20 protein-coding genes are annotated in these 18106 nt (G+C 65.9%); 6 read left to right on the top strand and 14 right to left on the bottom strand.

What is annotated here, in order from left to right:
• The first annotated feature begins 30 nt into the window (after positions 1-30).
• Entirely contained in the window at positions 31-630 is a 600-nt protein-coding gene (locus tag NF551_RS15005; protein WP_252604965.1) for an antibiotic biosynthesis monooxygenase, read from the top strand.
• 65 nt (positions 631-695) lie between these two features.
• Here NF551_RS15005 and NF551_RS15000 read toward each other — a convergent pair whose 3' ends face one another.
• Genes NF551_RS15000 through NF551_RS14990 form a run of 3 tightly spaced genes read right to left on the bottom strand, consistent with a single transcriptional unit; the run spans position 696 to position 2690 of the window.
• Complete coding sequence (locus NF551_RS15000) at positions 696-1676, bottom strand: permease prefix domain 1-containing protein (protein WP_227895882.1); 981 nt, start codon at positions 1674-1676, stop codon at positions 696-698.
• Positions 1673-2011: a PadR family transcriptional regulator gene (locus NF551_RS14995; protein ID WP_227895881.1), complete on the bottom strand. Its 339-nt coding sequence runs from the start codon at positions 2009-2011 to the stop codon at positions 1673-1675. Before NF551_RS14995 ends, NF551_RS15000 begins: the two co-directional genes overlap by 4 nt.
• Positions 2012-2060: 49 nt before the next feature.
• Positions 2061-2690, bottom strand: a complete 630-nt coding sequence (locus NF551_RS14990; RefSeq protein WP_227895880.1) for a GyrI-like domain-containing protein — start codon at positions 2688-2690, stop codon at positions 2061-2063.
• A gap of 108 nt (positions 2691-2798) precedes the next feature.
• Here NF551_RS14990 and NF551_RS14985 point away from each other — a divergent pair, with 108 nt between their 5' ends.
• Complete coding sequence (locus NF551_RS14985; protein ID WP_227895879.1) at positions 2799-3503, top strand: NUDIX hydrolase; 705 nt, start codon at positions 2799-2801, stop codon at positions 3501-3503.
• Here the strand turns inward: NF551_RS14985 and NF551_RS14980 are convergent.
• The 3 genes from NF551_RS14980 to NF551_RS14970 all read right to left on the bottom strand — a co-directional run bounded on the left by NF551_RS14980 (position 3500) and on the right by NF551_RS14970 (position 5710).
• Entirely contained in the window at positions 3500-4753 is a 1254-nt protein-coding gene (locus NF551_RS14980) for an MFS transporter (protein ID WP_227895878.1), read from the bottom strand. The two genes, NF551_RS14985 and NF551_RS14980, sit on opposite strands and share 4 nt — an antisense overlap.
• 112 nt (positions 4754-4865) lie before the next feature.
• Entirely contained in the window at positions 4866-5120 is a 255-nt protein-coding gene (locus NF551_RS14975; RefSeq protein WP_227895877.1) for a hypothetical protein, read from the bottom strand.
• Positions 5121-5212: 92 nt separating this feature from the next.
• Complete coding sequence (locus NF551_RS14970; protein ID WP_227895876.1) at positions 5213-5710, bottom strand: MarR family winged helix-turn-helix transcriptional regulator; 498 nt, start codon at positions 5708-5710, stop codon at positions 5213-5215.
• A gap of 169 nt (positions 5711-5879) precedes the next feature.
• On the opposite strand from NF551_RS14970, the gene NF551_RS14965 reads away from it, so the two are divergent.
• Positions 5880-6134, top strand: coding sequence for an Rv3202a family protein (locus tag NF551_RS14965; protein ID WP_227895875.1), 255 nt, complete (start codon positions 5880-5882; stop codon positions 6132-6134).
• 17 nt (positions 6135-6151) lie between these two features.
• Here the strand turns inward: NF551_RS14965 and NF551_RS14960 are convergent, their stop codons facing one another.
• Genes NF551_RS14960 through fepB form a run of 6 tightly spaced genes read right to left on the bottom strand, consistent with a single transcriptional unit; the run spans position 6152 to position 12344 of the window.
• Complete coding sequence (locus NF551_RS14960) at positions 6152-7513, bottom strand: alpha/beta hydrolase-fold protein (RefSeq protein ID WP_227895874.1); 1362 nt, start codon at positions 7511-7513, stop codon at positions 6152-6154.
• Positions 7503-8369: a siderophore-interacting protein gene (locus NF551_RS14955; protein ID WP_227895873.1), complete on the bottom strand. Its 867-nt coding sequence runs from the start codon at positions 8367-8369 to the stop codon at positions 7503-7505. The genes NF551_RS14960 and NF551_RS14955 overlap by 11 nt, the downstream gene beginning before the upstream one ends.
• Positions 8366-9241, bottom strand: coding sequence for an ABC transporter ATP-binding protein (locus NF551_RS14950; protein ID WP_227895872.1), 876 nt, complete (start codon positions 9239-9241; stop codon positions 8366-8368). The genes NF551_RS14955 and NF551_RS14950 overlap by 4 nt, the downstream gene beginning before the upstream one ends.
• Before the next feature lie 2 nt (positions 9242-9243).
• A complete protein-coding gene (locus tag NF551_RS14945; RefSeq protein ID WP_227895871.1) occupies positions 9244-10287 on the bottom strand; it encodes a FecCD family ABC transporter permease in 1044 nt (347 codons plus the stop codon).
• Entirely contained in the window at positions 10284-11303 is a 1020-nt protein-coding gene (locus tag NF551_RS14940) for a FecCD family ABC transporter permease (RefSeq protein ID WP_227895870.1), read from the bottom strand. The genes NF551_RS14945 and NF551_RS14940 overlap by 4 nt, the downstream gene beginning before the upstream one ends.
• 36 nt (positions 11304-11339) lie before the next feature.
• On the bottom strand, positions 11340-12344 hold the full coding sequence (gene fepB, locus NF551_RS14935; protein ID WP_227895869.1) for a Fe2+-enterobactin ABC transporter substrate-binding protein: 1005 nt from the start codon (positions 12342-12344) through the stop codon (positions 11340-11342).
• Positions 12345-12556: 212 nt separating this feature from the next.
• Here fepB and NF551_RS14930 point away from each other — a divergent pair, with 212 nt between their 5' ends.
• The 3 genes from NF551_RS14930 to NF551_RS14920 all read left to right on the top strand — a co-directional run bounded on the left by NF551_RS14930 (position 12557) and on the right by NF551_RS14920 (position 17391).
• Positions 12557-13456, top strand: a complete 900-nt coding sequence (locus tag NF551_RS14930) for an alpha/beta hydrolase family protein (protein WP_227895868.1) — start codon at positions 12557-12559, stop codon at positions 13454-13456.
• Complete coding sequence (locus NF551_RS14925) at positions 13453-13884, top strand: MarR family winged helix-turn-helix transcriptional regulator (RefSeq protein WP_227895867.1); 432 nt, start codon at positions 13453-13455, stop codon at positions 13882-13884. Before NF551_RS14930 ends, NF551_RS14925 begins: the two co-directional genes overlap by 4 nt.
• Positions 13885-14052: 168 nt before the next feature.
• Positions 14053-17391: a DUF5979 domain-containing protein gene (locus NF551_RS14920; protein ID WP_227895866.1), complete on the top strand. Its 3339-nt coding sequence runs from the start codon at positions 14053-14055 to the stop codon at positions 17389-17391.
• Between the two features lie 39 nt (positions 17392-17430).
• Here NF551_RS14920 and NF551_RS14915 read toward each other — a convergent pair whose 3' ends face one another.
• Together NF551_RS14915 and NF551_RS14910 are read right to left on the bottom strand one after the other, a co-directional pair.
• Entirely contained in the window at positions 17431-17748 is a 318-nt protein-coding gene (locus NF551_RS14915) for a hypothetical protein (protein WP_227895865.1), read from the bottom strand.
• A 151-nt stretch (positions 17749-17899) separates the two neighbouring features.
• Positions 17900-18070: a hypothetical protein gene (locus NF551_RS14910; RefSeq protein ID WP_227895864.1), complete on the bottom strand. Its 171-nt coding sequence runs from the start codon at positions 18068-18070 to the stop codon at positions 17900-17902.
• Positions 18071-18106: the final 36 nt, after the last annotated feature.

The raw sequence follows: 18106 nt of genomic DNA, 5'->3' as shown, positions 1-18106 counted from the left end.
CGCCGAATCCCTGACCCGATACTGGAAAGCATGACATCACAGCACACTGACACCCTTCCGGCCCGGGGGCCGGAGGCGGTGACGGTCTCCATCACCCGGCGGGTCGATCCCCGCCGCGTGTCTGAGGCCACCCACTGGGTCCAGGAGGGCGTCAACCTCGCCAACACCTGGCCCGGGTTCCTTGGCTCCGGATGGGTCCGCGCCTCCGCCACCTCCGATGAATGGCACATGCTCTACCGCTTCTCCGACGCCGCTGCGCTGGACGCGTGGGAGCACTCCGAACCACGCCGGTCCTGGCTCGAACGGGGCCGGGACATGGTGGAAGACCGCACCGTCACCCGCCGCACCGGCATCGAAGGCTGGTTCGACGCGCCGTCGTCCACCACTGACCTTCAAGCTCCGGTAAAGCCGCCGCGTTGGAAGCAGGCCGTGGCCATCTGGCTGGGCTTCTTCCCGGTAAACCTGGCTTTCACCTGGCTGGCTGCCGTCGCCGTTCCCGGCTGGGACGACGTCCTGATGCCGCTTCGCGTCTTCATCACGACGGCGATCCTCACCCCGATCATGGCCTACTGGGTGCTGCCCTGGGTCACCGGCCTGCTGCAGCCGTGGCTGCAGCGCCGGCGTTCCTGACAAAACGCAGATAGAACGACGGCGCCGCCCGGGACTCATTCCCGGGCGGCGCCGTCGTGGTTTAACTACCGGACGCCAGCAGGAACCGGCGCCGGCCGGCTGGACTTCCAGGCCTTAAGGAAGCCGTCACCGATGTCCCATAGGCTGATAAACAGGACCAGCGCGGCCGTGATGCCGGCGATCCAGGCGGAGGCATCCGGCGCCCAGTCCACGTTGGCAAGGAACGCCCAGTCGTAGACCTGTTCCGTGGCCAGCAGCCAGAGTACGGGCACCATGAACGCCAGCGCCAGGACCGTGTTGACCACCGCGAAGGCATACGTCCACCGCCCGGCCAGGTACAGCACGACGGTGAAGCCCGCCTCGATGACCAGCAGGATGATCACGTACGGAAGCCAGAAACTCCAGAGGCTTTCCTGCAGGACCAGCACCGGTTCACCGTTCAGGTACAGCATCGAACCGATCCGCTGCCAGAGGAGCAGGCCGATAAAGAACGCGATGAAGACCACCGTGGTGATGGTGTCGCCGAGGGACACCTGGGACTTCCGCGGAACCTGGGGGAGCATGGCGGGCGACCACGGCTGCAGCCCCAGATCCTTCCGGCGGGTGCCGTTGAACTGGATGATCGCGAAGACCAGCGTCACCCAGAAACCCAGGTGCACCAGGACGTTGATCGCGGTGCTGATCGCTGCTCCGAAGGCCCCGGCGGGGTCGCCGGGCTCAAGGGCCATTCGCACCACGACCGAGCCTACGAAGGAAAACGGAGTGATGATGATGGCCAGGGTCTTGAGCAGCCGCCACCAGTCCAGGAACAGGTCCGGTCCGATCAGGTACAGCGGCCGGCCGCTGTACTGCGCGGCGAGGCGGGCCGGATCCCCGAGTTCGGCGAGAACGGCGGTTTCGGCGTCGGCAGGTGCCTGTCCGCCCTCCACCCGCGCTTCGACGTCGTCGGTGATGGAGCCGCGCAGTTCGCGTTCGATGTCGCCGCGCTGCCCCTCAGGGATTGAGCGCAGCGCCGCAAAGACATAACGGTCAGTGAGGGTACTCATGATGGTTGTCCTTCGTTGAGCTGGCGGATGGAGGCATGCAGGGCTTCCCAGTCCTTCAACAGGGCCTGAAGCAGCTCGATGCCGTGCTCGCTGGTGGTGTAGAACTTCCGCGGACGTGCCTCTTCGGTATCCCAGGAACTGGTCAGCAGTCCCTGTTTTTCAAGGCGGCGCAGCAGCGGGTAGAGCGTATTGGCTTCCACGCCGAAACCGGCCCGTTCCAGTGCTTCGAGCAGGCCGTAGCCGTAGCCGGGTTGTTTAAGGATGGAGAGGCAGGCCAGCACCACGGTTCCTCGGCGCAGTTCCTGGAGATGTCCACCCAGCAGTTCTTGGTCCATGACTCACACTATGGTGTGTCACGCACAACATTGCAATAGGTAGATTGTTTTATTTGCGGCGAACGGGCTGGCGCAGGATGGTTTTCAGCTTCTCGGGGGCGGTGCGCCGCGGATCGCTGAGGTAGATCTCGTGATGGTCGCCATTGAAGTCCAGCTGGTTTGAGGGCATGAATTCATGGTGCAGCCGCGCCAGGACCGGTGCCTCGTCGTCGTAGGAGCCGACGTGCAGGACCTGCACGGAGAGGCCTTCCTCCAGTTCCAGCCAACGGATTTTGCCCGTATCCAGCCCTTTCTTCACCCGGACCTCGGCGGCTGCTTCGGCGGCCATCTCCTGGCTGATCCACTCCGGCTGGCTGATCAGCATGGTCCAGTCCCAGGAGTCCTTGTTTCCCTGGACAAAGACCTCCGGGTTATCCGCGCGCCACAGCCCTTCCAATGGGCCGACCACTGCGTCCTGCCCGGTCCTGCGCCGAACCGAGAACTTCAGCGTGTAGCCCACTGAGTAGAGCGCCTCCAGCGCAGCGGCATATTCCGGGGAGGTGTTGGGGTTTCCGTGGCCGTCCACGGCCAGGAACTGCTGGGTGGGAACCTCGACCAGCGTGAAGGTCCGCCCGGGTGCGTACAGTTCCCGCTCTGCCTTTTTGACGTCGTACTTGGGTTTGCTTCCGGCTGGGTCCATGACTGTGCCTCCTGGGAGTCCATCAAAGTCCTGCTGCTGCCCCGGGGCAAGGCGGCAGGCCCGGGTTCGCTACGATCCAAGGAGCAACAACTTTGGAACAGGGGAGCTATGACACTGGTAGGGACCGCCGCAACCGTGGTGCTGCTTCGGGACGGGAAGTCAGGGCTGGAAGTCCTCCTGCTGGAACGGCCGCGGCACACGGGCACGTTTGCCGGTGCCTGGGTTTTCCCCGGCGGCCGGGTGGATCCGGAGGACTACGACGCCGCCGGATCCGTGCCGCCGGACCTGCAGGCCGAGCCGCGGAGCCCGGAAGCGGACCTGCCCGCCGCGAGGATCGCCGGAGTGCGGGAGACCGTTGAGGAGACCGGCCTGGTGCTGGCGCCGGATTCGCTGGTGGAACTTTCCTGCTGGGTGCCGCCGCTGCAGGCACCCAAACGACTGCGCACATGGTTCTTCCTGGCGCCGGCGCCGGCAGGTGATATCCGGCTGAACCCCGGCGAGCTGATCGATTACGCCTGGCTGACGCCGGCCGATGCCCTCCAGCTGCACCGCGGGGGCAAGATGCTCCTGGTTGCTCCGACCTTTGTCACGTTGACGCTGCTGCAGCAGTTCCAGGACGTTGCTGCCGTATTGGAGCATGCTGCCGGCGCGGTACCGGAGACCTTCAGCAGCCGCCTGCTGGACGGGTATGAACCGGACGCCGTCATTGCCTGGCACGGCGATGAAGAGTACCCCGCCGATGATGCCAGGCAGCCCGGGAACCGGCATCGCCTGGTGATGCGCGGCAGCGACTGGCGCTACGAGCGGACCTAGGGTCCGGCCGGCGCAGCGGGCCGCTGCCGGGGCTGCTCGGGAAGAACCCGGTCGCGGCCGGCGAGGAACGCCATGGCGCAGGCCAGCCCCATAATGCCGGCGCTGGCCGCCAGCGGAACGGTCCAGTCACCGGTGAGGTCATACAGGAAGCCAAAGAGCACCGGCCCCGCGGCTCCGATTGCGTAGCCCACAGACTGTGCCATGCCGGAGAGCGCTGCCGCCTGGACATGGTTGGTAGTGCGCAGGCTGAACAGGGACAGGGCCGTCACAATCATGCTGCCGCAGCCCGAAGCGCTCACAACCACCCACACCAGGGACAGTCCGGGTGCGGCCAGCAGCCCCAGGAAACCGGCCATGGCCAGCAGGCTGCCAACCATGCCCAGCAGCCGCTGGTCGGCAAAACGCCCGAGGACCGCGCCGGTCAGCAGGGATGACACGGTGCCTACCACCAGGAACGCGGAGACGTGCAGTCCGGAAACGGTCTCAGAAATGCCCTGGTCCCGTTCGATGCTGGGCAGCCAGGTGGTCACCACAAAGAACCCCACGGACTGAAAGCCCATGAACAGGGTCACCTGCCAGCCAAGCAGTGTCTTCCAGGGGGAGCGGAACCGCACCGGCGCGGACGGTTCATTTGCAGCGGATCCGGACGCGCCGTCGTCGTTCGTTCCGCGTTTCAGGCCCGGGAGAAGTATGGCCATGGCGATCAGCGCCAGCCCGGCCCAGAGGCCCAGTGCCAGGCGCCAGCCGGAACCGGGGATCAGGGAAACTGGAACGACGACGGCGGCACCCAGGGCAGTGACGAGGCTTTGGGCAGCAATGTAGAGGCCCGTGAGCTGGCTGACCTTCCCGGGGAAATCACGCTTGATCAGGGAGGGAAGCAGCACGTTGAGGAAGGCAATGGCGATGCCGACCAGGACGGTGCCGGTCCAGAGCGCGGTGGGAACCGGCATGGACCGGAACACGGTGCCGGCAGCCAGAAGGGCCAGCGAGAGCCACAGGGCGCGGTCCAGCCCGGTCCGGAGCGCAATTGCCGGAGCGAGTGGGGAAAACAGCGCAAAGGCGACAAGGGGCAATCCGGTGAGGAGGCCGGATTGTGCGCTGGTGAAGTCGAATTCACGGCCAATGTCCGCGAGCAGCGGCCCTACCGAAACGAACGCGACCCGCAGGTTGATCCCGATGAGTAGGACTCCGGTGAGGGCCAGGCCCGCTCGTACGGGTGGCGTGGACCTCGCCCGGTTCGAAACCGTCACTCTTATCCCCCGCCCGTCGACTCTGTGCTCCAAGTCACGTTAGCGCGGTCAAGGGCATTGGTGTAGCTGGCGTGTTTTATGACGGTTGCGTGGATACTGCGCAGCTGGATGCTTACGGGTTGGGTGTGGAGCCCTCAGCTGACATTTTCTCGACCTGTTCGGTAGTCAGGCCGGCAACGGCGGCGATACTCCCCGTCTCAAGGCCCTCGCTGACGGCGGACTGCACGAGGTCGGTAAGAACCTGTTCGGCCCGGTCCACTGCCCACTGCTGTGCCTCCAGGTTGGAGGCAGCCATGGCGAGGGTGGAGAGGGCGTCTTCGTCCGGGGCAGGGTAAGAAGGCTCCTGCTGTGGATCTATGACGGTCATAGGACTGCATCCTTCGATAGGTAGGCTAGCAACTAGCTAGACAGGCTATTTATAAACCAAGTTGCCTGCCTTGTACAGTTTGGAGACCTATCCTACCTGTCGTCCTCCAGTACCCGGGTCATTTCCTGCAGGAATCGGGTAATGGTTGCTGCCTCCTCAGGGGTCAGTGATTCGGCGGTGTCCAGCATTTTTCGGTGCATTTTGCCAAGGGTTTCACGCACCTCATGGTCTGCGTTCTCTGTTGGAATGATCTCCAAGGCACGCCGGTCCGTAGGATGTGGCCGCCGGACCAGGTATCCGCCCTTCTGCAAGCGGTCAATGAGGGCCGTGGTGGATGCCGTGGAGATGTTCAGGACACGGGACAGGTCCTTGGGGCCGATGGAATGGCCGGCTTGGCGGGCTTGCATGACAAAGCGGATGGCCAGGAGGTCCGTCTCGTTCATGCGCATCGAATCGCGGGTGCGGCGACGCATGGCGGCTTCGGCTGCGCGGTAGGCGCGGAGGGCGTTGAGTACGTCGACGCCGCCGGCGGTCTCAGGTGCCTGGCTGTACCAGTAGCCTGCACCTGTAGGGTTCGCGGTTTCAGGCATGCGCACAAGTCTAGCCCAGCGGAATACTAGGCTTCCTATTTACTCCGGCAATATTTCAGCGGCAGGTAAGAAGGCTGATGATCTACGCTGTTAATCCAGCCAATACCGGTAGGCGGCACCTAGCATGCTGTCCGGCAACGAACCCGAAGCTGCGAAGGAGAATGGGCACATGGCCATGTCACATGACGGTCCGGCAATTCCCGAAGCGAACGAGGAAGACACCCTGGAGCAGCAGCTGCCGGCAGAGCCGGACCCCGCTGAGGACAGCGGAGCTGCAGAGGAAGTCCAGCCGCACGGAGATCCGCTGTTCCCCGGCGGCTCCGAGGCTGACCGGCTGGAGCAGGCGCGCGACGGCGGTGCGCCCGACGGCGAGGAAGACTATCCGCGCGACTCAGGCCCGGAGTACCCCGAAGACGCCCCGTAGCGGACCTGCCCCGGCTCTCAATCGGCCAGGACTGCCGCGAGGCCGCGGATCAGCCAGGGATGCCACCAGGCCCAGTCATGGCCGCCCGTAACGGACCGAAAGTCCGTATCCACTCCGCTTTCCGCCAGGGCGGCGTGGAGTGCCCGGGCCGGTGCGTGGATGCTCGGCTCATAACACCCGGCCTGCAGGCGCACCCGGATCCGGCCGGCTGCCTCCAGCAGAGGCTGGTCCAGGTCATACCGCCACAGCGACGGTGACTGGGCCAGGGCCGTGGCCGCCGTCCCCGGGAAACGTGCCACCTGCCACAAGGCAGCCAGTCCTCCGTAGCTGGCGCCCGAGATGACTGTGTGCAGCGGGTCCGGCGAGAGGGGCAGGGATCGGCGCAGTTCAGGGATGAGATCACAAGCGGCGAAGTCCACGCTTCCCGTCGGACCGGAGAGTTCGCGCGAGCGGGTGGGCACATCCACGGAGTCCACCATGGCGACGTGCAGCGGGGGCAGGATGCCCGCGTCGATCGCCGCGTCCAGCGTGCCGGCGAGGTTTTGGTATTTTGCCCACACCTGTCCGTCATGCAGCACGAGCAGCGGGGTTGGCGCGGCCAGGGGCACGCGCGGACGGTAGAGCCAGACGTTGCGCATCCGTCCGGTATGCCGGTCGCGGACACGGCGCAGTTCCAAACTTCGCACAAAGTCGCCCAGGACATGCCGCGGACCGGAGGTCCTGCCGCCGGCCCAGCAGCGGCCCTGTGGAAGCAGACCCGCGGCACTGTCGTCACCCATGATGCTGGTGCCGGCGGAAGCAGCCGGAACGGGCGTGGCCAGCCAGGGGGCGGGCGGCGCGGCGGGCAGCCGCAGCACCGACGTTGCCGCTCCTGACATGCCGGTGGACAGCACCGAGTTCCGGGGGTCCGGTCCTCCGGCATCGGCAGCCAGGCGAACTCCGCGTCGGTCCGCGGCTGTACGCCAGGGCGGGGTGCCCGTTCCGGTGTGCACAGTAATCCGGTAGCTGGCTTCCCAGGAAGCCGGCATTTGCCAGGTGAGAGCCCAGAGTCCGTCGGGCAGGGCCTCGAACTCGCAGGCGCCGAGTGTGTCGGGATGCACCATCGCGTTTGCAGACAGGATCACCGCGGCTGCCGCGGAGTTCCGGTAGAGGAACGTGACGGCACGGACGTCCGGGTCGCCGTCGGGGTCGTCTTCAATAAGTGGCAGCGCGCGAGTGTCCCAGCCTGCCTGAAGCTGCTGCTGCTCCGGTGCGGAGAGGGTTTCCCAGTGCGTGCGGAAGTAACCCGTCAGGACACGGATGCGGGCAGGGGGCTGGGGGACGGGCTCCCTCGGGGCAGGGAAGTCCCGTTCCACCGCGGCTGCAGGGCTAATGGCCATTGGCGGGTGCGTGGTGGCGGCGGGGTTCTGCCTGGCCCGGAAGGACAGTATCCAGTTCCCCGTCCACCCGGTCATGGTCGGTAGCCCGGCCGTAGGTTACTTCGTCGATTCCGCGGTTCCAGTAGCCGATAATCAGTTGCTGCCGCCGCGGGAAACCGCATTCCTTCAGGTGGCTGCGGGCGAAGCGGACGACGGCGGATTCCGCCGACACCCACACCTCCACCTGCCCGGCGGCCAGCTCAGCGGCGGGGAACTCCACCGCAGCCAGTGCATCCGACAGCAGGGTGGTGGTCCCCGGAGCTGCTCCGCGCCGGTGCAGCCAGCGCAGCTCCACACCCTGGGGAGCAGCAAGGTCCTGTTCCTCCTCCGGTCCCGCCACCTCAATGAGGGCCAGTCCGCGCTGCTGCGGGCCAAAACGTTCCAGCGTGCCGGCGATCGCAGGCAGGGCCGTTTCGTCACCGGCGAGCAATACCCAGTCAGCTTCGCCCACCACCACGCCACCGCCGGCGAGGGCAGCAATCTGGTCGCCGGGTGCCGCGGACTCGGCCCAGGAAGCGGCGACGGAAGTTCCGCTGTGCCGGACAAAGTCCACGCTCATCGCGGAGGCATCGTCCGCCAGGCTGCGGACGGTGTAGGTGCGTACCCGTTCACGCTGGCCCGGTTTCCACACCCAGCCGCGCTCACCGCGTTCGGGAAGGTCAAGGGGCTGGCCCGGGACAGGAAAATAGAGCTTGACGTTGGGAAGATGGGCGCCGGCGTTCACGTAGCCGGCAACGCCGGGGCCGCCGAAGTGGACCCTCCGCATACGAGGTGTCACGTCTTCGACGCGTTCGACGGTGAGTACATGGCCGCTCATGCGCTGGCTCCTTCGGTAAGCGATGCTGGAACACCCGCTGCGCTGCGGGTTGCTGAGGTGTCCGGGTATCCGGGTTCCATGGGCACAACCAGTGGTCCTCCCGTTGCCGGATCGGAAATGACCACCGCGTCGATCCCGTAGATCTCCTTCATGAGTTCCGGGGTGGCGATCTCCACCGGGGTGCCCTGGGCCACGATCCGTCCGTCCTTCATGGCGATCACGTGGTCGGCAAAGCGAAAGGCCATGCCGAGCTCATGCAGCACGGTTACCAGCGTGTAATTGCCGGTCCGGTGCAGGGTGCGGCACAGCCGCAGGACCTCCAGCTGATGGGAAATGTCCAGGAAGGTGGTCGGTTCATCCAGCAGCAGCACGGGGGTGTCCTGCGCCAGGACCAGTGCCAGCCAGACCCGCTGGCGCTGTCCGCCCGAAAGCTCGCCCACCGTGCGGTCAGCCAGGTCCTGCACGCCCGTGGCTTCCATCGCCGCGTAAACGGCTTTCTGGTCAGCGTCGGACCACTGGCGCAGCAGGGACTGGTGCGGGAAGCGCCCGCGGGCCACCAGATCGGCCACGGTAATGCCGTCCGGTGCCGTCGAACTCTGCGGCAGCAGGGCCAGCCGGCGGGCCACTTCCCGGGTTGGGTAGGACTCGATGTCCTTCCCCTGCAGGAACACGTGTCCGGCCGCGGGCTTCAGCAGCCGGGACAAGGCACGGAGCAGCGTCGACTTGCCGCAGGCATTCGGTCCGATGATGGCCGTGAAGGAGCCGGGCGGGATCCTCACATCCAGGTGTTCGGAGACCGTTCGGCCGTCGTAGCCGATGGTGAGGCCGCGGCCGGAGAGGACGTCTTCCATGGGATTCTCCTTGGTGGACATGGTCAGACCTGCTTGCTGCGGGTCAGGAGCCAGAGCAGGTACACGCCGCCAACCAGGCCTGTCATCAGCCCGATTGGCACCGCTGCCTGAATGGGAAGGCGCTGCGAGAGAAGGTCTGATCCGGCTACCAGGACGGCACCCATCAAAGCCCCTGTGCCGATATGGACGCCGGGAGAGCGCGTGAGCCGGGATGCGAGCTGCGGAGCGGCGAGAGCCACAAAGACAATCGGCCCGGCGGCCGCAGTCGCCACGGCCGTGAGTCCCACAGCGGCGGCCATGGCCAGGATGCGGGTACGTTCGGTGCGGATCCCCAGGGCGCGGGCGGCGTCGTCGCCCATCTCCATCTGGTTCAGGCTCCGGGACAGCACCAGCAGCACCGGGAGCAGGAGCGCGACGGCGACAAGCACCGGCACCGCGTGCCCCCAGTTCCGTGCAGCCAGGGAGCCGGAAAGCCACAGGTGGGCTTCCGCGGCGAGGTCGGAGTCGCCCTTGGCCAGCAGGATGGTGTTCACGGCGGCGAGCATGGCGCCGACTCCGATGCCGATCAGGACCAGGCGGTAGCCGCCGGTGACGCCGCCGCTCAGCGAGAGCAGGTAGACAATGCCGGCAGCCAGCAGGCCGCCCGCTACCGCGGCGAGTGCGGTAGCGCCGGGTCCGGCGTCGAACAGCACGATTTGCGCCACCGCCCCGGTGGCCGCCCCGGTGGTGAACCCGATGATGTCCGGAGAGCCCAGCGCGTTGCGGGAGATGGACTGGAAGGTGGCACCGGCGGCGCCGAGGCACGCTCCGACACCCAGGGCGGTGACGGTGCGGGGCAGCCGGATCTTCTGCACCACCTTCAGGGTTTTGTCCTCGCCCTGGCCGAAGATTGCACCGAACACGTCGCCGAAGGCCAGGGCGATCGTACCGGTCTGCATGCCTGCAATGCCGAGTGCGGCGGCGGCTGCGGCGAGGATTACGCCGGTCACGAGGGTCCGGCGGCGGTAGCGGAGCCGCACCGGGCCCAGGGAAAGGGTGCGGGTAGGAGCGGTTTTGGAGATTCTCACAGCTTTGCCAGCCTCCGCCGGCGGGCCAGCGCAATAAAGAAGGGAGCGCCAACCAGCGCGCTCATGACTCCGGCGCCGATCTCCGCCGGCGCGGCCACGAGGCGCCCGGTGATGTCCGCGAAGAGGAGCAGCAGGGCGCCGAAGAGCATGGACAGCGGCAGCAGCCGACGGTGGCTGGGTCCTGTGATCATCCGGGCAATGTGCGGAGCGGCCAGCCCGAGAAAGGCGATGGGGCCGGCCGCAGCGGTGGCAGCGCCGGCCAGGACTAGGATGGCGAGGGCCCCGAGGACCCAGGTGGTGCGGATCCGGACTCCCAAGGTCCTGCCCAGGTCCGTCCCGAGGGACAGGGTGTCCAGGCTCTGGGAGAGCGGCAGGGCTGCCAGTACGGCGATCAGGCAGGCGCCCAGCACCCAGGGAAGCACGTCGTACCCGCGGCCCTGCAGCGAGCCGGAGGCCCAGGCAGCGTAAGCCGTGATGGTTTCATCCGGACCGCCGATCAGGATGATTTTCGTTCCCGCGCCCAGCATGACTGACAGCCCTGCCCCGGCCAGTACCAGGCGCACCGGATTCGTCCCGGCGTCGTGCGCACGTCCCAGCAGGTAAACCAGTACCGAGGTGGCCGCTGCACCCGCGAAGCCCAGCCACATGTACTCATACGGGGACCTCATATTGAAGAAGCCCAGTCCAATGGCCACCGCGAAGGCGGCGCCGGCGTTGACGCCCAGCAGACCGGGTTCGGCCAGCGGATTGCGGGTCAGCGCCTGCATCAGGGCGCCGGCCAGGCCCAGGGCCGCGCCGACCGTGATGGCCAGGAAGGTGCGGGGCAGGCGGAGCTCACGAACCAGCAGGTGGGTGTCGCGGGTCGGATCGAAGGCGGTGAGCGCAGCCCAGGTGTCCGCCAGCGGGATGGTCCGGGACCCGGAGGCGAAGCTGGCGAACGCCAGCAGCACCAGCAGGGCCAGGCCGAGGGCCCAGGTGCTTGCCTGCCGGTGCTGCGTGCGCGGTGTCTGGAACACGTGCTGCGTTTCTTTTGCCGGTTAGCCGGGTGGGGGCTACTTCGCCGTGAAGGACGTGTTGAACCAGTCCACGATGTCACTGGCGCTGAAGTAATCCAGGCGGAAGGATTCGGGTCCCATGGAGTAGACCTGGCCGGACTGGACGGACGGCAGGTTCGACAGGGTCGGATCGGCGGTGAACTCTTCCACCGTCTTCTCGGTGGAGCTGATCAGGAAGGTGTAGTCGCCGGTCACAGATGCAGAGAGGCCTTCGTATGACGTGAAGGCGAAGTCTTCACGTTTCTGCGTGGAGGTGTCGTACTGCTCATCCGGTTCAGCCACGGTGAAACCCAGGGCGGTCAGCAGCTGGGAGTGCGGGCCGGTGCCCTTGCCCACGGGGGAGACGTCGCCGGCGTTGTAGCTGACGATCGAGGCTGTGGTGCCTTCTTCGATGGCCAGGTTCTCAGCGGCGGCGGCAACTGAGGCATCAAACTCTTCCACTACGGAGGCAGCTTTGTCTTCCAGCCCCGTGGCCTCGCCCAGCTCCACGGCCAGGTCCTGCCAGGTCTGGTCGCCGTAGTTGACCACAATGGTGGGTGCGATCTCGCTCAGGGCATCGTACTGGTCCAGCACGGAATCGGCGCCGGAGGTGGAAACAACAATCAGGTCCGGGTCTTCGGCGATGACGGCTTCAAGGTCCAGTTCGCCGATCGTGTAGAGCGGCTCCACACCGCGTTCGACGGCGACGTCGGCCCACTGGGAGAAGAAACCGTTTTCGTCGGCGGTGCCGCCGCGGGCCTTGCTCACGGACGTGGCAGTGACCGGGGCGTCGATGGCCAAGAGGGTGCCGGTGACGGACAGGGACGTGGAGGCGATGCTCTCCGGTTTGGCTTCAATGACGGTCTCGCCGGCTTCGTGCGTGATAGTCCGCGGCCACTCAGCGGAGGCTGCCGGGCTGTCCGTGGACTCGGCCTCGGCGGAGCCGCTGCAGGAGCTGACGGTAAGGGCCACTGCCGCGGCAGCAGCAACGGCCAGGGCCTTTTTGGGCAGGGGAAAGCGCACGAGGTACTCCTTGAATGCGGGTCCCGACTGGGACAGGCGGTGCTTAAGTGGCAATTGTCGCGGACAACCGCGGCATGGTTAGCCTAGCCTAAGCGCGGGCGAATTACGCAACATTACTATTCGCTAATCGTCCGACGAGTGTATGGCTGCCAAGTGAAACTCTTGAAGCGCCCCTATGGTGCTCGCGCCGGGTCCCGGGTAGGTTATTTCGCATGCGAAATATTGATGTCCGGGACGTCCGGACGGAACACGCGATGATCGCCGTGGGGGCCGGCGGCACGATCAGCGGGACGCTGCACTTTCCCCTCGAAGGAGTTCCCCGGGCCGCCGTCGCCGTCCATCCGGCCACCGCCGTTCCACAGCGGCTGTACAACGGATTCGCGCAGTACCTGGCAGCCGAAGGATTCGCCGTCCTGTCCTACGACTACCGGGGCACCGGTGAGTCCGGTAAGGCCAGGGACAACCGCGGCCTCCGCATGCGCGATTGGATGGACGACGACGTCCCCGCCGCTGCCGCCTGGCTGCGGGAACGCTTTCCGGAACTGCCGCACGTTGCGGTGGGACACAGTCTGGGCGGGCACGCGCTCGCGCTGGGCAACGGCGGCGCGGACCTCCTAGGCTTCATCACGGTGGCCTCTCATGCAGGGGTCTCCCGTTCCATCCCGGACCGTGCCGAGCGCGCCCGGGTGGAACTGATCCTGCGCGTGCTGGGACCCGGCGCGGCCCGGGTCCTGGGGTACGTTCCCGGACGCAGGATGGGATTGGGCGAGGACATACCGGCAGCCGCGATGCTGGAGTGGAGCAAATGGTCCCGCACGCCGGGCTACTTCTTTGACGACCCCACCATGCATGCCCGGGAACGGACAGCACGGGTGCGGACCAGTGTGCTGTGCATAGGGCTCGACGACGATCCCTGGGCCACGCCGGCGCAGATCGGCGTGATTGCCCGGCAGCTGGTGAACGCCAAGGTTGAGACCAGGACCTACTCTCCGGCAGATGCCGGCGTGGGGGCAATCGGGCACATGGGTTATTTCCGCCGTGGTCCCGGTGTCGTGCTGTGGCCCGACGCAGCGGCCTGGCTGGCTGCCCGGGCCGGGAAGTCCCGGTCATGAACCCCGACGGCGGTGAGCCGCCCCGGCTGGTTTTCCTCACCCTGGAAGCGGAGCGCCGCCTGGCCCGCTGGATCAGCAACCGCGGACGTAAACGCGGCATAAGCGCTCCCGCGGCCGGGGTACTGTTCCACGTCGCTGCAGCGCCCGAGGCGACTACCGGCGAAGTCGCCGCAGCGATTCACGGATCAGCCGCAGGCACCTCCGGCCTGCTGGCACGGATGGAGCAGTCCGGGCTGGTTATCCGGAAGCCCGACCCGGCTGACCGGCGGACCATCCGGGTTGCCCTTGGCCCGTCGGGTGAGGCCGCCATGGCGGACATCCGGGAAGCCATCACCGAGCTCAACGACCTGATCACTGAGGGCTTCACCGCGGAGGAACTCGCAACGGTGGCGCGCTGGCTGCGGCATGTCTCCCGCTCCGTGGGGTAATCAGCAGCGTGTGGGGTGAGCGGAGGGTTATTCGGACTTAGGAGAGTGGGATCAGCCGTCCCCTCTGGTGGCCGGCCGAACCGGGGATTAGCCTCGGCGGCCAGGGGTGGTTCCAGCAGTCCCGTGTCACGCGGGACGCACCGCCTGATCTCGCACCTGAGGGGAAATATGAATACCCAGAAGTTTCCTGCCCGCCGGAGAGCAACCCATTCGCGCCTGAGGATGAGGGGCCTTGTAGGGTTTGTCCTCGCCCTGCTGCTGCTTCTTCCTTTCGCCGGCCCGGTCCACGCGCGCCTGGACCAGCCAGTGCGGAACGACCCGGTCGGAATCACGGACAGGACGGACATAGTCATTACGGCGCTGGGCGACGGGCGCGCGGTGAACGGAGCACTGCCGCCGGTAGGGGCAACCTGGCCAATCACGTCCTATCCGACGTCGGTCCCCCAGGGATACACCACCGAAAACGTTGATTTTGCCGGAATCATCAACACCCAGGATGCCCAGGGCACTACAAGTGCGCAGATGTACTGCATCGATTTGCGTACCAGCACACGGGTAGGGATCGGGTACGAGAACGGGACCTGGACTGAGGCCAACGTTCCCAATATCGGCTACGTCGAACGCATCCTGAACACGTACTATCCTTCCAGCAACCTGCCGGCAGCACAGGACAACAACCGCCGTGCGGCGGCGGTCCAGGCGGCCATCTGGTTCTTCACCGACGGCTACGTTGTGCGGCGTACTGACCCCATTTATCCGCTGGTCGCGCAGGTCGTCAATGAGACGATCGCTGCCGGGCCGCAGGCCGAACCGCCCGCACCGGATATCTCCATCACCCCCGCCACTGCGGAAGCCTCCGTCAACGGGGTCGCCGGGCCGTACACGGTTACCGCCCAGGAAGGTGCTGATATCACCGTCAGCACCGCGGACGGTTTCACTCTCTACGCAGACGCCGCCGGAACGGTGCCGCTCACCAATCCTGTCGCTTCCGGTACACAGGTGTGGGTGCGCAGCGACGCCGGGAACACCGGACCTGCGGACATCCTTGCCCAGGCGGCGGTGACAGTCCCCACCGGCAACGTGTATCTCTACGACAACGCCACGCCCGGAACCACCCAGGCGCAGAAGCTCATCCTGGCCGCCACCCGGACCCTGACCTCCAACGCCAACGCATCGGCGTCGTTCTTCGAGGTCGGATCCCTGGCAGTCACCAAGACCATTGCCGGCGAGGCCGCCGGCAGCCAGGGCGCAGTTGTCATAAACATCGATTGCGGACCGGGCTACCAGTTCACGTTCAATATCGATGAAGGCACCACGGAACCCACCAGCCAGACATTTAACGAGATTCCCGTGGGCTCCACCTGCACCATCACTGAGCCCACGAACGGCGAGACGGAAACCGTAGCGGTGACCACGGTCCCGCCCGACCCGGTAGCCATCACTGCCGGGACAACCGCAACCGCCACCGTCGCCAACACCTACACCTTTCTCCCGGGCACCCTGGCGGTAACCAAGACCATCGCCGGCGAGGCAGCCGGCGCCCAGGACGAAGTGGTCATCACTGTGGTTTGCACGTCCGGTGAAACCGAGGTGGTCAATGACACGATCAACATTCCGGCCAACGCCACAGAAGTCACCCCCACTGAGTACGGGGACCTGCCAGCAGGCACCAGCTGCGTCGTCACGGAAACCAGCAGCGGAGAGACCCCCAACATTGCGGTGGAGACCATTGGAACGGGAACCTTCACCGTTCCGGCCGCCGGCAGCGTCGAAGCGGCCGTCACCAACACTTACACGTTCAGGACCGGTGTCCTGGCCGTCCGCAAGCTCATCGAGGGCGCCGCGGCCGGCCAGCAGGGCGAAGTGACACTCAGCGTGGTCTGCACCGGAGGCTCCACACTGAGCACAACAATCACCATCCCGGCCGGGGCGACCGAGACGGACCCGGAGGAATACCCCGGACTGATCGCGGGCACCAGCTGCGTAGTCACCGAGACAGCGAACGGATCGAGTACGGAGATCGGCGTCGAGACGGTATTCGATCCGGCGGGGGCTACCGTCATCATCCCTGTCGAGGGCGGCGTCGAGGTGACGGTCACGAATACCTATTCGGAGAATCCCGGGTCCCTGACCGTCAGTAAGGTCATTGCGGGGGCCTTTGCGGGGCAGCAGGGCGAAGTGCAGGTGGATATCCTCTGCCGGCTCGACGACGAGACCACCTTCAGCACCTCCATTACCATTGCGGCCGGGACCACGGATCCGACAACAGAAACCTTCGGTGATATTCCGGCCGGCAGCGAATGCGCCGTCACCGAGTCGTTGACGGGCGAGACCGACCAGATCGCGGTAGAGGTGGACCTTCCGGATTCCGTCGTCATTGCGCCCGGAGGAACGGGGACCGCCACCGTAACGAACACCTACACGGAGAAACCCGGCATCATCACGGTGTACAAGAACTTTGAGGGGCCGGCTGCCGGCAGCCAGGAGGCTGTCGAAATTCAAGTCACCTGCACCTTGGACGGAGCCACCGTTTTCGAGGAGACCTTCCAGGGGCCGGCGCAGGTGACCTCCCCGGTCTTCGGCCGCTATCTGAACGTACCGGCCGGAGCAGCCTGTGCCGTGACCGAGCTGGAGGATGGCAGCACCCCGGCCATCCTGGTGGAAACGGACCTTTCGGATCCGTTCACCGTTCCGGCCGGAGGCGAGGTCGAAGCCACGGTGATCAACACCTACACCTTCGCCCCCGGTGCAATCTCAGTTAGCAAGGTGATCGACGGCGAAGCCGCAGGAAACCAGGAGGAGGTCCAGCTGCGAACCGTCTGCATCCTGGACGGTGAAACGGTCCTAGATGAATCGTTCACCATTCCCGAACAGTCAACCGGGACCGAATCGACTGAGTACGCGGAGCTGCCTGTGGGCGCTGAATGCACCGTAACGGAAACACAAAACGGTGCCACGGACACCATTGGCGTCAGCACCGTGGAGCCGGATCCCGTGACGATCGAGGCTGGGTCCGGAGTTGCAGTGGAGGTGACAAATACCTACTTCTACAATCCTGGAACCCTTGAGGTCACGAAGCAGATCGCAGGTGCCGCAGCGGGCCAGCAGGGCGAAGTCGTACTGAACGTCATCTGCACTGTGGACGGCGAGACCGTCCTGGATGAAACGGTGACGGTCCCTGCCGGCGCCACGGGTGAGGTGACATCCACCTACGGGAACCTGGTACCCGGATCCGAGTGCGCGGTGACGGAAACAGCAACCGGAGTTACCACGGGGCTGGAAGTGAGCACCACGGTGCCTGACCCGGTGACCATTGCGGCCGCGGCTGGTTCGGAACTTCGGGTAGTCAACACCTACACGGCAACGTCCAAGCCTGCTCCGGCCAAGAAACGGCTTCCGTCCACTGGAGCAGAGTTCACCGGCGGATTCCTAGCCATGGGAGCGGGGCTGATCGCCCTGGGCGGATTGGGTGTGGCTGCTGCTAACCGCCGCCGCGGCCGGAACTAACACCCTGCGCAAAGATTGAGCGGCCGGTAACCCGGCCGCTCAATCTTTGCCCGGCTCCTCCTGGTCCCTTTCCCGGGCATCCGGTTCGGCACCGAACCGGCGGTTGACGCCCGATCCGTGGCCCATGGAATCAGGATTGGGTTTGCCAGCGAGGATCATCAGCGAGAACGTGGCAAGGCAAACGATGAAGGCAATGCATCCGGCCGCGAGGCCGAGCTGCCAGCGGAATTCGTTCTCTGCCCCGCCCGTGGAAACCACCGCCGTCGTAATGGCAACGAATGCTGCGATAACGCCGGACGCGATGACGGGGACGTTGCCGTAATCCGGTCCCGTGGGCTTGCGTTGGGTCCCAGCCATGCGATCAGCTCCTGGACGTTGTACCGCCGTGCTGTGCAGTTCCTTGGTATACAGTTCCTTGGCTTGCCGCGATTCTTCCACTGCACCCGGAGAGCTGAAAGTCCCGCAGACAATTCATCTGCGGGACTTCGGGATTCAGCCGGGCCGGAGCCTAGGCTGAGGCCGGAGCTGCTTCGACAGCAGCGCCCAGGGACGGAGCAGTCTCAAAGCTCATTTCAACGGCGGAGACGCCGCCCGCCACGAGGGCAGAAGCGATTGCGATGCCCGTGAGGAGGGCTGTTGTCCGCTTGGTGGTTCCACGCGTGGACCTTGTCTGGAACATAGGTCCTCCTTTCGATGGTCATGAGTGGGGGATTTC

This window comes from Arthrobacter caoxuetaonis (assembly GCF_023921125.1).
Taxonomy (GTDB): Bacteria; Actinomycetota; Actinomycetes; order Actinomycetales; family Micrococcaceae; genus Arthrobacter_B; species Arthrobacter_B caoxuetaonis.
This window is presented reverse-complemented; position numbering and strand designations above follow the sequence as displayed.

What these genes read in the sequence shown, in the direction of transcription:
- NF551_RS15005 (WP_252604965.1), top strand. Translation starts at nt 31, where the DNA reads ATGACATCACAGCACACTGACACCCTTCCGGCCCGGGGGCCGGAGGCG.
- NF551_RS15000 (WP_227895882.1), bottom strand. Translation starts at nt 1,676, where the DNA reads ATGAGTACCCTCACTGACCGTTATGTCTTTGCGGCGCTGCGCTCAATC.
- NF551_RS14970 (WP_227895876.1), bottom strand. Translation starts at nt 5,710, where the DNA reads ATGCCTGAAACCGCGAACCCTACAGGTGCAGGCTACTGGTACAGCCAG.
- NF551_RS14915 (WP_227895865.1), bottom strand. Translation starts at nt 17,748, where the DNA reads ATGGCTGGGACCCAACGCAAGCCCACGGGACCGGATTACGGCAACGTC.
- NF551_RS14990 (WP_227895880.1), bottom strand. Translation starts at nt 2,690, where the DNA reads ATGGACCCAGCCGGAAGCAAACCCAAGTACGACGTCAAAAAGGCAGAG.
- NF551_RS14930 (WP_227895868.1), top strand. Translation starts at nt 12,557, where the DNA reads ATGCGAAATATTGATGTCCGGGACGTCCGGACGGAACACGCGATGATC.
- NF551_RS14950 (WP_227895872.1), bottom strand. Translation starts at nt 9,241, where the DNA reads ATGTCCACCAAGGAGAATCCCATGGAAGACGTCCTCTCCGGCCGCGGC.
- NF551_RS14955 (WP_227895873.1), bottom strand. Translation starts at nt 8,369, where the DNA reads ATGAGCGGCCATGTACTCACCGTCGAACGCGTCGAAGACGTGACACCT.
- NF551_RS14975 (WP_227895877.1), bottom strand. Translation starts at nt 5,120, where the DNA reads ATGACCGTCATAGATCCACAGCAGGAGCCTTCTTACCCTGCCCCGGAC.
- NF551_RS14995 (WP_227895881.1), bottom strand. Translation starts at nt 2,011, where the DNA reads ATGGACCAAGAACTGCTGGGTGGACATCTCCAGGAACTGCGCCGAGGA.
- NF551_RS14925 (WP_227895867.1), top strand. Translation starts at nt 13,453, where the DNA reads ATGAACCCCGACGGCGGTGAGCCGCCCCGGCTGGTTTTCCTCACCCTG.
- NF551_RS14985 (WP_227895879.1), top strand. Translation starts at nt 2,799, where the DNA reads ATGACACTGGTAGGGACCGCCGCAACCGTGGTGCTGCTTCGGGACGGG.
- NF551_RS14920 (WP_227895866.1), top strand. Translation starts at nt 14,053, where the DNA reads ATGAATACCCAGAAGTTTCCTGCCCGCCGGAGAGCAACCCATTCGCGC.
- NF551_RS14960 (WP_227895874.1), bottom strand. Translation starts at nt 7,513, where the DNA reads ATGGCCATTAGCCCTGCAGCCGCGGTGGAACGGGACTTCCCTGCCCCG.
- NF551_RS14965 (WP_227895875.1), top strand. Translation starts at nt 5,880, where the DNA reads ATGGCCATGTCACATGACGGTCCGGCAATTCCCGAAGCGAACGAGGAA.
- NF551_RS14910 (WP_227895864.1), bottom strand. Translation starts at nt 18,070, where the DNA reads ATGTTCCAGACAAGGTCCACGCGTGGAACCACCAAGCGGACAACAGCC.